Origin of the sequence: Sanguibacter keddieii DSM 10542, assembly GCF_000024925.1 — a bacterium.
In the GTDB taxonomy this organism is placed as follows: Bacteria; Actinomycetota; Actinomycetes; order Actinomycetales; family Cellulomonadaceae; genus Sanguibacter; species Sanguibacter keddieii.
In genome coordinates this window covers 1,810,548-1,823,974 of record NC_013521.1, presented here as the reverse complement: position 1 = coordinate 1,823,974, position 13,427 = coordinate 1,810,548, and the positions used below count along the sequence as shown (strand labels likewise).

Below are 13,427 nucleotides of genomic sequence, written 5' to 3'. Positions count from 1 at the left end.
CGTCCTCAGCGGCTTCCCTCAACCGCCCTGCAGGCCTGACCCGTCCGACGGCCACGACGTCACCGTCGTGAACGAGCGCCGCACCATCCGCTCCAGCACCTCGAGGTCGACCGCAGCGAGGTCCTTGAGGTACAGGCAGGACTTCCCGAGGGTGTGGGGACCGAGCGATGCGAGGTCGTCGGCGTGGTCCTCGAAGCCCTCGACCAGGTAGACGGTCGTCGCCGCCTTGCGCGGCGAGAACCCGACCGCGGCCATGTCGCCCTCGCGTCCTGACGCGTAGACGTAGTGGTACGAGCCGAACCCGACGATGGCACTCCCCCACATCCGCGGCGGCAGACCGGTGACGCGCTCCATGAGCGCGACCAGGGTGTGCGCGTCACGCCGTCGCACCGGGTGGACCACGCCGTCGAGGAAAGCCCCGACAGGCTCGTCGTTCTCGACCGTGACTGCTGAGGACGCCATACGACCAGTGTGGCGCACGGTGGCGCGGCGGAGAACAGCGCGGCGGGGAACAGCACAGCGGGGCGCCCGTCCCCGAGAGGATGGACGCCCCACTGTGGCATGTCGTGCTGTCGTTCAGTCGTGCGGTCGTGCGGTCGTGCAGTCAGTCAGCTCACTTCTGGACGAGCGACCGGAGCACGTACTGGAGGATCCCGCCGTTGCGGTAGTAGTCCGCCTCGCCCGGGGTGTCGATGCGCACGACGGCGTCGAACTCGACGGACGTGCCGTCGGTCTTCGTCGCCGCGACCTTGACGGTCGACGGGGTCGAGCCGTCGTTGAGGACCGTGACACCGGAGATGTCGAAGGTCTCGGTGCCGTCGAGCCCGAGGGACTCGGCGTTCTCGCCGACCGGGAACTGCAGCGGGAGGACTCCCATGCCGATGAGGTTCGAGCGGTGGATACGCTCGAAGCTCTCGGTGATGACGGCCTTGACGCCGAGGAGCGCGGTGCCCTTGGCCGCCCAGTCGCGGGACGAGCCGGAGCCGTACTCCTTGCCACCGAGGATCACCAGAGGGGTGCCCTGTGCGGCGTAGTCCTGCGCAGCGTCGTAGATGAACGACTGCTCGTTGGTGACGAAGTTGAAGGTGTAGCCACCCTCGACGTTCTCCAGGAGCTGGTTGCGCAGGCGGATGTTCGCGAAGGTCCCGCGGATCATCACCTCGTGGTTCCCGCGGCGCGAGCCATAGGAGTTGTAGTCGCGACGCTCGACGCCGTTGCCAGCGAGGTACTCCGCGGCCGGGGTGCCCGGCTTGATCGCACCAGCAGGGCTGATGTGGTCGGTGGTGACGGAGTCGCCGAGCTTGGCGAGGACGCGCGCACCGGAGATGTCCGTGACGGGCGACGGCGTGAGGCTCATGCCGTCGAAGTACGGGGGCTTGCGGACGTAGGTGGACTCCGCGTCCCACTCGAAGGTGTTGCCGACCGGGGTCGGCAGGGCGCGCCAGCGCTCGTCGCCGGTGAAGACGTCGGCGTAGTCCTTGGTGAACATCGCACGGTCGATCGACGCGTCGATGGTCTCCTGGACCTCTTCCGGCGTGGGCCAGATGTCCTTGAGGAAGATCGGCGAGCCGTCCTCGGAGCGCCCGAGGGGCTCGTGGTCGAAGTCGAACTCCATGGTCCCGGCGAGCGCGTACGCGATGACGAGCGGCGGCGAGGCGAGGTAGTTCATCTTGACGTCGGGGTTGATGCGACCCTCGAAGTTGCGGTTGCCCGAGAGCACCGAGACGACGGCGAGGTCGTGGTCGTTGACCGCGGTCGAGATGTTCTCGTCGAGCGGGCCGGAGTTGCCGATGCAGGTGGCGCAGCCGTAGCCGACGAGGTGGAAGCCGAGCTTCTCGAGGTAAGGCCACATGCCGGCCTTCTCGTAGTAGTTCGTGACGACCTGCGAGCCCGGGGCCATGGAGGTCTTGACCCACGGCTTGGCCGTGAGGCCCTTCTCGACGGCCTTCTTGGCGACGAGCGCGGCGGCCATCATGACCGACGGGTTCGACGTGTTGGTGCAGGAGGTGATCGACGCGATCGCGACCGCACCGTGGAACAGCCCGAAGGACCGGCCCTGGGTGTCGGTGACGTCGACGACGCGGCGGACCTGGGTGCCGACGGCGGGGGCGTCGGAGGCGGGGAAGGACTCCTTCTCCGCCTGGTCGACGGCGTCGATGACCTCGGGCGCGTACGTCGGCAGGTCGCGCTCGAAGGCGGACTTGGCGTTCGAGAGCTCGATGCGGTCCTGGGGGCGCTTCGGGCCGGCGATCGAGGGGACGACGGTCGAGAGGTCGAGCTCGAGGTACTCGGAGAACTTCGGCTCCACGTACGTCGGGGCCGACGGGTCGAGCCACATGCCCTGCTCCTTGGCGTACGCCTCGACGAGCGCGAGCTGCTCCTCGGAACGGCCGGTGAGGCGCAGGTAGTCGAGCGTGACGCCGTCGATCGGGAAGATCGCCGCGGTCGAGCCGAACTCGGGGCTCATGTTGCCGATGGTCGCGCGGTTGGCGAGCGGGACCGCCGCGACGCCCTCGCCGTAGAACTCGACGAACTTGCCGACGACGCCGTGCTGGCGCAGCTGCTGCGTGATGGTGAGGACCACGTCGGTCGCGGTGACGCCCGAGGGGATCTGACCGGTGAGCTTGAAGCCGACGACGCGCGGGATGAGCATCGACACGGGCTGGCCGAGCATCGCGGCCTCGGCCTCGATGCCGCCGACGCCCCAGCCGAGCACGCCGAGGCCGTTGACCATCGTCGTGTGCGAGTCGGTGCCGACGCAGGTGTCGGGGTAGGCGCGGAGGACGCCGTCCACCTCGCGCGTCATGATCGTGCGGGCCAGGAACTCGATGTTGACCTGGTGCACGATGCCGGTGCCCGGGGGGACGACCTTGAAGTCGTCGAAGGCCGTCTGGCCCCAGCGCAGGAACTGGTAGCGCTCACGGTTGCGCTCGTACTCGAGCTCGACGTTGCGCTCGAAGGCGTCGGCGCGGCCGGCGACGTCGATCTGCACGGAGTGGTCGATGACCAGCTCGGCGGGGGCGAGCGGGTTCACGCGCTCGGGGTCTCCGCCGAGGTCGGCGACGGCCTCGCGCATGGTGGCGAGGTCGACGACGCAGGGCACACCGGTGAAGTCCTGCATGATGACGCGCGCAGGGGTGAACTGGATCTCGGTGTCCGGCTGAGCGTCGGGGTCCCAGGAGGCCAGGGCGTTGACGTGGTCAGCGGTGATGTTCGCGCCGTCTTCGGTGCGGAGGAGGTTCTCGGCGAGAACCTTGAGGCTGAACGGAAGCTTGTCCGTCCCCTGTACTGCGGCGAGCCGGAAGATCTCGTACGAGGTGCCATCGACCTCGAGAGTTCCCTTCGACCCGAACGTGTCCACGCTGCTCACGTAGGCTCCTTCATCTTCGGCGAGACAGGTGCGCGCACGGGGGCGTCGGCGAGACGTCCGCTGCGGCCCGCACCTGGTGTTGGGGGGCTTCGCCCAGCGTAGCCGGGCAGTGCTCGACGAGCCGCTCGTGCGGCCGTCGTCGAATCCGGGACAAGCATACCGCATGTATCTTGACGTCAAGATATATACGGCGGTGTGGCGCGCTGGTCAGTCCGCCGTGCGCTCGCCTCGCGCCACCAGGTACGGCGTGAACCACCGGTGGATCGCCTCGACCGCGAGGCACCCGACGATCGCGGTCGCTGCGATCCACGGCGCAGACTCGCGGCTCGGGTACTCGAGGCTGATGAGCTCGCGTGCCGGCTCGACCAGCAGCACCGCGACGGCCGCCGCGGCGAGCGCCACGATCATCGCGACCTTCCACGCCTGCCACGGCCGAGCGAGGACCCCGACCACCCAGAGGCCGATCGAGATGAGCACGATGAACACCGCGGTGCGTCCCTGGACGAGCGAGTCGCTCCCCCACACGTACGCGTAGATGGAGAGCACGAGGGTCCCGACCACCAGACCGACCGGGATCGCGAAGGACAGGCAGCGACGCAGGAAGCCGGGGACGAAGCGCTGGTTGTTCGACGGCAGCGAGAGCAGGAACGCGGGGATGCCGATGGTCAGGGCCCCGATGATCGTCATGTGCCGCGGCAGGAACGGGTAGTCCCACGAGAGCAGGACCACCACGACGGCCAGCAGCGCGGCGTACGTGGTCTTGGACAGGAACAGCGTCGCGACGCGCTCCATGTTCGCCATGATGCGTCGGCCCTGCCCGAGGACCCCCGGCAGGGTCGAGAACTCACCGTCGACGAGCACGATGCGGGCGACGGCCTTGCTGGCCCCCGCTCCGTTGCCCATCGCGATACCGAGGTCGGCGTCCTTGAGCGCGAGGGCGTCGTTGACGCCGTCCCCGGTCATGGCGACCACGTGACCGTCGCCCTGCAGCGCGTGGACGAGGTCGCGCTTCTGCTCGGGCGAGACACGACCGAAGACGTCGTTCTCGCGGACGATCCGCGCGAGCTCGGCAGGGTCGTCGTGCGGGAGGTCGCGGGCGTCGTAGCCCTCGACGGCCACCCCCTCGCCGCGCAGCCCGACCCGGGTCGCGATGGCCGCGACGGTGCCCGGGTTGTCACCCGAGATGATCTTGGCGTGGACGCCCTGCTCGCGGAAGTACGCGAGCGTCTGGGCGGCGTCAGGCCGCACACGCTCCCCCAGCACCGCGACGACCGCCGGCTGCAGGTCTCCGGGCAGCGAGCCGTCGGGCGCAGGCAGCGGGAGGGCGCTGCGGGCCAGCAGCACGACGCGGGCCCCGGTGTCGGCCTCCCGGACGACGACGGTCCGCGCGGCCTCGGCCGCGGCGTCGACACGCTCGCCCAGGAGGATCTCCGGAGCACCCATGACCCAGACACCGTCCGACGTCTCGACCGCGCTCCACTTGCGGGCGGAGGAGAACGGGACCGCACCGAGAACGGTCGCCGGCGCGGTCGTGGCGACACCTGCCGCGATGGCCTTCGAGGTCGCGTTGCCCTCCGCGTCGGTCGCGATCGCGGCGAGGGCCTCGAGGGCGCCAGGCACCTCGGCGAGCGTCTCGAGAGAGGTGAGCGACACGGTGCCGTCGGTGATGGTCCCGGTCTTGTCGAGGCAGAGCACGTCGACGCGGGCGAGGATCTCGACCGCGGCGAGCTCCTGCACCAGGACCTTCTGGCGTGCCAGGATCATCGCGGCGAGGGCGAAGTTCAGCGACGTGAGGAGCACGAGCCCCTCGGGGATCATGCCGACGACGCCGGCGACCGCCGCCACGACGGCGTCCTTCCAGTGGCCCTCGTCGAAGGCCGTCGCCCATCCGCCGGTCGCGCGCAGCTGGCTCCAGGCGAGCAGCAGGGCGATGGGGACGATCGCGAACGAGACGACCCGCAGCACCTTGTTGACGCCGTCGCGCAGGTCCGACTGCACCGTCGAGTACTGCTTGGCGACGGCGGTGATCTTGTTGGCGTACCCGTCGGCCCCGACGCGGGTGACGCGGAACGCCGCGCTGCCGGCGACCACCGAGGCACCCGAGAGCACCTCGTCGTCGACGGCCTTGTGGACCGAGCGAGACTCGCCGGTGAGCATCGACTCGTCGACCTCGAGCCCCGCCGAGGTCAGGACGGTGCCGTCTGCCGGGACCTGGTCGCCGGTGCCGAGCTGGACGACGTCGTCCTGGACGATCTCCTCCAGGCGAACCTGCTGCTCGGAGCCGTCGCGCAGCACGCGCGCGAAGGGCGCGTCGAGGATCGCGAGGTTGTCGAGGGTCCGCTTGGCGCGGTACTCGGTGACGATGCCGATCGCCGCGTTGACGACGATCACGAACCCGAAGAGCGCGTCGGCCCACCTGCCGGTGAGCAGCACCAGGACGAGGGCGATCGCCAGGATCAGGTTGAAGAGCGTGAAGACGTTCTCCCGGAGGATGTCCTTGAAGGACCGAGAGGTGGTCGTGTCGACCGTGTTGACGAGGCCCTGAGACCTACGGTCGGCGACCTCGGCGGACGTCAGTCCGTGCACTGGCGTTCTCCCTGCTGACGGCCGGCGGCGCTGATGTCCGGCGGCACTGCTGGCCGCCGACGCTGGTGGCCGACGACGGCCCGCTGACGGCGTGAGGGATCAACATACCCGGCGTGGCGCGGGCGAACCTGGGAAGTCCGCGCGGTCGCAGGAGGACGTCATCGGGGCCGCGTTCCCACGGGTACCAGAAGGGCGTCGTCGGGGTCGTGCTCTCGTGCGGTGTCGTGCTCTCGTGCGGAGTCGTGCTCTCATGCGGTGTCGTGCTCTCACGACAGGATGCCCTCAGGGCACGTCGACCTCGGCGCAGACGCGGACCAGCTCGGCGCGCTCGGGCTCCGTGAGGATCGCCAGGCGGGTCTCGACGGTGTCGACGTCGACCCAGAGCTCGTCGGCGAGCTCCTGCATCGACCGTGCCCAGCGCGCGGCGTCGACGAGCCGGTCGAGCGGGACGAGCCATGTGGCGGCGAGGGCGCAGGCGTCTCGTTCCTCCCCGGCGCTGCCGCCAGGACCGTGCCTCAGCTCGAGGTGCGCGAGCTCGTGGGCGAGGGTCGACCGGCGCTGCGCCTGCGACTGGTGAGGGTGCAGGAGGATCCGTCGGCGCCCGTCCGTGAGCCCCAGGACGCCGGGCATGACAGCCCAGGTGAGCTCGACGTGGTCGAGCTCTCTGAGTCGGCGCCAGGGGTTGAACACGGTCAGACCGTAGCGCCGACCACCGACACGGAGCAGCGGTGACGGCCGAGGCCTCGCACGTCGCGTCACGGGACGCGCGGACCGCGCGATCGGCCGCGGCCCCACGACGGCTCGGCGAGGACGGTCCGAGGCGCTGGCAGACCAGGTCGCTACGGGGTCTCGGGGCGCCCGTCGTCGTGGCCGGGGCTGACGTCGGCTGCGGCACCGGTCGGCGGCTGGTCAGGGAGTCCCACGCGCGCAGCCCACGCATAGTCGTCGCTGCTCGCCGGACCGTGGTCGGAGCGACTGCCCGAGGCCTGAGCGCGAGACTCGAGCCGGTGCGCCAGCTCACGCAGCAGGTCGGAGTCCGCGACGCCGCTGGCGTCGTAGACGACCACGGGTTCCGCGACCGGCAGGCCCATGGACTGCGCGATGAGAGCCCGAATCACGTCGCCGTCGACCTCGAAGGCTCGGGCGAGCCCGTCGATCGTCTTGTCCTGCGGCATCCGGTCGAGCCGCGTGCGCTCACTGCCGACGATCCCGTTGATGACCTGCTTGGAGAGCCCTGACTCGCGGGCGAGCGTCGCCTGCGACCAGCCGCGCCGTTCGAGCCCTTCTTCGAGGAACCGTCGGAGTGCGTGCACGTGGAGACCCTTCGTCGTCAGTGTGTGGATCGCCGACGCAAGGCCGGTCATGTCCACCTGATCGACCCAATATATGTCAACCTGCCCGGAGAGCACAGGTGCGACATTCTTGCTTTGGCCCGCCGTCGCCACGTCGACAGCCAGCGCCAGGCGTCAACCGGCTGCCCACAACCCGTCAACCATGGGTTGACGAACGGTCAAATCAGACGCAACGATAGGAATCACCACAGACCGGCGATCGAAGGAGAGCGATGAGGCTCAGAGACCCGAGACTCCTCAAGGCGTACATGATGCTGGCGGGCATCAACCAGGCGCGCCTGGGGAGACGTGCCGGTTGCTCACGGCAGTTCATCCACATGCTGCTGACCGGCGAGAAGCGCAGCTGCCGCAGCGACGTCGCCGACCGCATCGAAGAAGCCGTGCGCGTCAGGAGCGGGACGCTGTTCGTCCCCACCGACCAGCCTGTCGAGCGCAACGTCACCCACGTACGACCGACGCGCACCAGACCATCGGTCTGACGCGCGTCGAGGTGCCGCACGGCGGCACTGCAGACTGCCCGCTCAGCGCGTGAGGACCGCCACGCACTCCACGTGGTGCGTCATCGGGAAGAGGTCGAAGGCACGCACGCTCTCGAGCTCGTAGCCGTCCTTGGCGAGGTAGGCGATGTCGCGTGCGAGGGCGGCGGGGTCGCAGGCGACGTAGACGATGCGGCTCGGCGAGAGCGCGACGATCTGCGCGATCGTCTTGGCGCCGGCCCCGGTCCGCGGCGGGTCGAGGACGACGACGTCCGCGCCGGCGATCGCTCCGTGGCCAGCGGTCCGCAGGACCTGATCGACCTGCCCGACGTGCAGCTCGACCTGCTCGAAGGCGTGAGCGTTGCGGCGGGCGTCCTTGACGGCACGCTCGTCGCCCTCGATTGCGACGACGCGCCCGACCTGGCCGACGGCCTTGGCGAGCGGCACGGTGAAGAGGCCGGCACCCGAGTAGAGGTCGACGACGGTGGCGTCCGTGAGGTCACCGTCCGCTCCCCCGCGTGCGGCGTCGAGCACGACCTGCGCGAGCAGGGACGGCGCCTCGCGGTGCACCTGCCAGAAGCCGTCGGCCGCGACCCGGTAGCTGATCTCCTCACCGTCGACCGTGACCGTCTCCGACACGGAGCGGCGCACGTTCGGTCGGGTGTCGAGGTGGCCGTTGCGGAGCACCTGCCCGTCGAGGAGGACGATCGGGTCCGAGCCGTCGGCGGGCGCCACGATCTCGATCTCGGCGCCGGGCGTCCAGCGCTTGGCGAAGATCTTCTCTGCGTCAGCGGCCGCGAGCACCTCGGCGGAGGCGAGGGGCATGGTGTTCAGCGGGAGCACGTCGTGAGAGCGGAACTGACGCATGCCGGCACGACCGTCGGCGTCTGCGACGAGGTCGATGCGGGTGCGCCAGCCGAGGCCGCCACGCTCGTCGTCACCGGGGGCAGGCTCGACGGTGACCTCACGGTCGATCTTGGCCAGGCGTGAGAGCTGCTCCTCGACGACCCCGGCCTTCCAGCGGCGCTGCGCCTCGAGCGCGACGTGCGCGAGCTCGCCGCCACCGACACCGTCAGCACCTGCCTGCGGCCACGCCGACCGCACACGGTCCGGCGAGGCGACCAGGATCTCGACCGCGTCGGCACGCCAGAACTTGGCGGTCTCCCCCGAGTCGGTGAGACGAGCGCGGACGGTCTCCCCCGGCAGCGTGTGCCGGACGAACACGACGCGTCCCTCGTGCCGCGCGACGCAGTGCCCGCCGTGAGCGATCCGACCGATCTCGAGCTCGACCAGGACGTCGGGCGCGCTCCCCGCAGGGTCGACGACGTGGGAGGCGGGGCTCAGGGCTTCGGAGGACTCAGGGGTGGTAGGCACCAGACCAGTATCCCAGGCCGCCGGTGCGTGGGTCACCAGAACCACCGTGGCGTCCGGCACCACGCCGAGGGCCGGCGAACCGGCCGAGGGCCGGCGGACCGGCCGAGGGCCGGCGGACCGGCCGAGGGGCGGCGGACCGGCCGAGGGGCGGCGGACCGGCGGAGCCCGGGCTCAGACGCCCCGTCCGGGCCTGGGCTCAGAACGGCGGCTCGTCGGGGAACGGAGACGGGTCACCTCCAGCCGGGGCACGCCCGCGCTCGTCAGCCGTCCTCCCCTGGTCCTGCGTGATCGTCGTGGCGGCATGGTCGAGGTAGGTCCGCCCTGAGGGCGCGGTCCAGTGCACGATGTCGGCGGAGGGGGCAACGCCGTCGTGCGCTCGGGCGCGGTGAGGTGAGTCCCGGCCTGACGAGGGCCCGTCAGGTGGGCTGGTCGCCTTCCTCGCGGGCGGACCGGTCGACGAACCGCCGGGCGTCCGGCTGCCCGTGCCCGGCGGCCCGGTCCCGACACCTGGTGGTTCGGTGCGGACGGTCCAGCTGGTGGTGTGCTTCAAACGGTGGTGGTTGCGGCACAGGTGGATGAGGTTGTGGTGGTCGGTGGTTCCTCCGTGGGCCCAGTCCTTGATGTGGTCGATGTCGCAGCGTTGGGCTCTGCGTGAGCATCCGGGGAATCGGCAGGTCTCGTCGCGGATGCGCAGCCAGGACTTGAGGTCTGCGGGGACGGCGTAGCGGTCGCGGCCTACGGACAGGACGGTGCCGGTCTCGGGGTGGGTCAGGATCCGCAGGAAGCTCGGCGCCTGGGCGGCGAGGCGCCTCGCGGTGTGGGCGTCGATCGGGCCGTGTCCGGCCAGGTCGCCGGGCTCGTCGGAGTGACCGAGCAGGGTCATGACGGGGATGGTGACCGCGACCTGGGGCTTGATGCCACCGAGGGAGACGCGGTCGGCGATGCCCGCGATGGACTGAGTCGGCCCTCCGGCGGTGTGGTGGTCCGCGGTGTCAGCCATGACGGCGGTGCCCACGGCGCTGCTGTCGATCATCCTGCCGGTGCCGGTGCCGGTGCCGGTGCTGGCGCTTGCGCTCTTGCCCGAGCCGCCCGTGGGGGTCTCACCTGCCGGTGGCTGTTCGGCGTCGCAGGGTGCAGCCATCAAGGCCGCCCGTGCGTCGTCGTCGAGGAGCGGGTCGACGCTGGCGTCGGCGCGCAGCTGGGCCAAGGTGCGGGGCTCGTCGGGGCCTTGGACCGCCGTCGCGATGTCGGTCAACCGGTGGAAGATCGCGGTGGCCTGGACCGCGGGGAGGAGGTGGTGCAGCCACGCCATGCCGTCTCCGCACGGGTGCAGCTCGACGTGTCGGTCTTGGGCTGCGACCTGGTGGCGCTCGACCAGCGGACGGGAGTCGCGGCGCTCACGCTCACGCCGGGCGACCGTCTTGAGGCGAGAGACCGTCAACGTCAGGGCCTTCTGGGCCAGCAGTGCGTCCAGCTCGAGGACTGATGGTTCGTCCAGGCCCATGGTGGCGTCGAGGAGCGTCTGCGCGCGCCGGTAGGACACCACGCCCTCGCGCAGCGCGGCCATCGTGGCGGGGTGCTCGTGCACGAGGGCCTGCGACTCGATCAGCAGGGCCCCGGCTGAACGTTCAGGCAGGCGCAGTGCGCACGCGATCTCAGAGACCAGGGACCGCTCGGCCAGGCGATGGTCCAGGAACGGTGCCCTGTCCTCACCACGGCCCCGAGCGACGGCGTCGGTAGCCTCTCGTGACCACCGCCGAGCGCGGTCGACCAGTGCCGCTCGACGCGCCGACAGCGCCGCGATCTCAGCCTCGATCGCCACGACCGCGTCGACCAGCACGGCCAACCCCTCGCCCGCCTCAGCCGGCGTCATCGTCCAGGGAACGCCGGAGCCCGCTACCTCCGACGGGCCAGGCGCAGCAAGCACACCGGCATCCCGTCCGGTCGGTTCAGGCGTTTCGGTCGTCATGAGATGAATCTACCGATACCCACTGACATCCCTCTCGGGTGCCGGAACGAGAGACACCGCTGCTACGTCGCCCGCACCTCAGCACTCAGCACCTCGCCTTCGAGCACCCTCAGCAGCCAGCGCCCTCAGCACTACGCCCAGCACCGAACCGCGCCCGCGCCTCGCCCCAGACCGGGACCGGGACCGCGAGCCCAGCCCTAGTACCCGACCCGCCGGTTCTTCGCCGAGTAGCCGGTGCCCTCGAGCCCGGTCTGCCCCTGCGTCGACGACAGCTGCCACGGCACGGACGCCACGACCACGCCGGGGGTGAACAGCAGGCGGCCCTTGAGGCGCAGCGCGCTCTGGTTGTGGAGCAGCTGCTCCCACCAGTGCCCGACCACGTACTCCGGGATGTAGACCACCACCAGGTCGCGCGGGCTCTCGCGGCGCACCGACCGGACGTACCCGAGGATCGGTCGGGTGATCTCGCGGAACGGGGAGTCGAGCACGCGCAGCGGCACGGGGATGTCGAGGCTCTCCCACTGGGCGGTGAGCCTCTCGACGTCCTCGCTGTCGACACCGACCGTGAGCGCCTCGAGGGTGTTGGGCCGCGACGCGCGGGCGTAGGCGATGGCCCGCATCGTCGGCTTGTGCAGCTTCGACACGAGGACGATCGCGTGCACCCGGCTCGGCAGGGCCCGGGCGGCCGACGCGTCGTCGCCCAGCTCGATCTCCTCCGAGACGGAGTCGTAGTGCTTGCGGATGGACTTCATGAGGACGAACACACCGCCCATCGCCAGGAGCGCGATCCACGCGCCGTGCGTGAACTTGGTGAGCAGGACGATGACCAGCACCGTCCCGGTCATCGCGAAGCCGATCGAGTTGACGACCCGTGAGCGGGTCATCTGCGACCGCACCTTGGGGTCGGTCTCGGTCCGCAGCTTGCCCGTCCAGTGCCGGACCATGCCCAGCTGGGACAGGGTGAACGACACGAACACCCCGACGATGTACAGCTGGATGAGGCGCGTGACCTCGGCGTCGAAGGCCCAGATGAGGATGATCGCACCGGCCGCGAGGGTGAGGATGCCGTTGGAGAAGGCGAGCCGGTCACCACGGGTGTGGAGCTGCCGCGGCAGGTAGCCGTCCTTGGCGAGGATCGACCCGAGGACCGGGAACCCGTTGAACGCCGTGTTCGCCGCGAGCACCAGGATCAGCCCGGTCACCGCCGACACGATGTAGAACGCCACCGGCACACCCTGGAACACGGCCTCGGCGAGCTGCCCGATGACCGGGTGCTGCACGTAGTCGACGGGCAGCGCCTGGCCACCCGACGTCAGCTGCTCGTGCGGGTTCTCGGCGTAGTGCACGCCGGTGAGCCGAGCGAGGAACAGGATCACGAGGATCATCAGCGCAGAGATGCCACCCAGCAGCGCCAGCGTCGTCGCGGCGTTCTTGGACTTGGGCTTCTGGAACGCGGGCACGCCGTTGCTGATGGCCTCGACCCCGGTGAGGGCCGCACAGCCGGAGGCGAAGGCGCGCGCGATGAGGAACGCGCCCGCCAGACCCATGAGTCCCTCGTCGAACCCGGGCTGCACCACGAGCTCGAAGCCCGCGCTCTCCGCCATCGGCAGGTTCCCGGTGAGGTGGCGCAGGAACCCGACGACCGCCGTGACACCGATGGCGAACATGAACAGGTACACCGGTATCGCGAAGAACCGTCCAGACTCCTTGACACCGCGCAGGTTCACGAGGGTCAGCAGCATGACGAGCACGATCGCGAAGGTCGTCTCGTGGTCGCGCAGCGCCGGTATGGCGCTCGCCGCGTACTGGGCGCCCGAGGAGATGGACACCGCGACGGTGAGCACGTAGTCGACCATGAGCGCGCTCGCGACACCGACGCCGGCGCTGGGCCCGAGGTTCTTGGTGGCGACCTCGTAGTCACCGCCGCCCGAGGGGTAGGCGTGCACGTTCTGCCGGTACGACGCGACGACCGTGAGGAGCACGACGACGACGGCCAGACCGACCCACGGGGAGATGGTCGTGGCGGTGAACCCGGCGACGGCGAGCGTCAGCAGGATCTCGTCGGGTGCGTAGGCGACGGACGAGAGCGCGTCCGAGGCGAAGACCGGCAGCGCGATGCGCTTCGGCAGGAGGGTATGCCCCAGGTTCTCGCTGCGGACGGGACGTCCGAGGAGGAGCCGCTTGGCGGCATCAGCAATGTCCGACACGTTGAGCAATGCTAGGCCCACTTCGCCCTTCTCGGGGCGTTCGCGAGCATCCAGATCTGGCGGCACCTGCGCAGCGGTACCGGCGGGCCCGAA

The 13,427-nt window shown here is 70.2% G+C and carries 9 protein-coding genes; 1 reads left to right on the top strand and 8 read right to left on the bottom strand.

What is annotated here, in order from left to right:
• Positions 1-18: 18 nt before the first annotated feature.
• The 5 genes from SKED_RS07965 to SKED_RS07945 form a co-directional block, all read right to left on the bottom strand.
• A complete protein-coding gene (locus SKED_RS07965; protein WP_012866630.1) occupies positions 19-462 on the bottom strand; it encodes a DUF1801 domain-containing protein in 444 nt (147 codons plus the stop codon).
• Positions 463-613: 151 nt separating this feature from the next.
• Positions 614-3,370 carry an aconitate hydratase AcnA gene (gene acnA, locus SKED_RS07960; protein ID WP_012866629.1) on the bottom strand — a complete coding sequence of 919 codons (2,757 nt, stop codon included), beginning with the start codon at positions 3,368-3,370 and terminating at the stop codon, positions 614-616.
• 207 nt (positions 3,371-3,577) lie between these two features.
• Positions 3,578-5,956: an HAD-IC family P-type ATPase gene (locus SKED_RS07955; RefSeq protein ID WP_012866628.1), complete on the bottom strand. Its 2,379-nt coding sequence runs from the start codon at positions 5,954-5,956 to the stop codon at positions 3,578-3,580.
• Positions 5,957-6,238: 282 nt separating this feature from the next.
• Positions 6,239-6,646, bottom strand: a complete 408-nt coding sequence (locus tag SKED_RS07950) for an ImmA/IrrE family metallo-endopeptidase (protein ID WP_012866627.1) — start codon at positions 6,644-6,646, stop codon at positions 6,239-6,241.
• Between the two features lie 149 nt (positions 6,647-6,795).
• Positions 6,796-7,269: a helix-turn-helix domain-containing protein gene (locus tag SKED_RS07945; protein WP_143755692.1), complete on the bottom strand. Its 474-nt coding sequence runs from the start codon at positions 7,267-7,269 to the stop codon at positions 6,796-6,798.
• Positions 7,270-7,520: 251 nt separating this feature from the next.
• Here SKED_RS07945 and SKED_RS07940 point away from each other — a divergent pair, with 251 nt between their 5' ends.
• A complete protein-coding gene (locus SKED_RS07940) occupies positions 7,521-7,787 on the top strand; it encodes a helix-turn-helix domain-containing protein (RefSeq protein WP_012866625.1) in 267 nt (88 codons plus the stop codon).
• Between the two features lie 42 nt (positions 7,788-7,829).
• On the opposite strand, the gene SKED_RS07935 is transcribed toward SKED_RS07940, so the two are convergent.
• From SKED_RS07935 to SKED_RS07925, 3 genes are all read right to left on the bottom strand, one after another.
• Positions 7,830-9,158, bottom strand: a complete 1,329-nt coding sequence (locus tag SKED_RS07935; protein WP_012866624.1) for a class I SAM-dependent RNA methyltransferase — start codon at positions 9,156-9,158, stop codon at positions 7,830-7,832.
• A 196-nt stretch (positions 9,159-9,354) separates the two neighbouring features.
• Complete coding sequence (locus SKED_RS07930) at positions 9,355-11,031, bottom strand: HNH endonuclease signature motif containing protein (RefSeq protein WP_012866623.1); 1,677 nt, start codon at positions 11,029-11,031, stop codon at positions 9,355-9,357.
• A gap of 293 nt (positions 11,032-11,324) precedes the next feature.
• The gene (locus SKED_RS07925) at positions 11,325-13,334 is read right to left on the bottom strand and encodes an APC family permease (protein ID WP_042438860.1); all 2,010 of its coding nucleotides are present in this window, start codon (positions 13,332-13,334) and stop codon (positions 11,325-11,327) included.
• Positions 13,335-13,427: the final 93 nt, after the last annotated feature.

Excerpts from the sequence above, each read along its gene's own strand:
- SKED_RS07965 (WP_012866630.1), bottom strand. The coding sequence starts at position 462 with ATGGCGTCCTCAGCAGTCACGGTCGAGAACGACGAGCCTGTCGGGGCT.
- SKED_RS07940 (WP_012866625.1), top strand. The coding sequence starts at position 7,521 with ATGAGGCTCAGAGACCCGAGACTCCTCAAGGCGTACATGATGCTGGCG.
- SKED_RS07930 (WP_012866623.1), bottom strand. The coding sequence starts at position 11,031 with ATGACGCCGGCTGAGGCGGGCGAGGGGTTGGCCGTGCTGGTCGACGCG.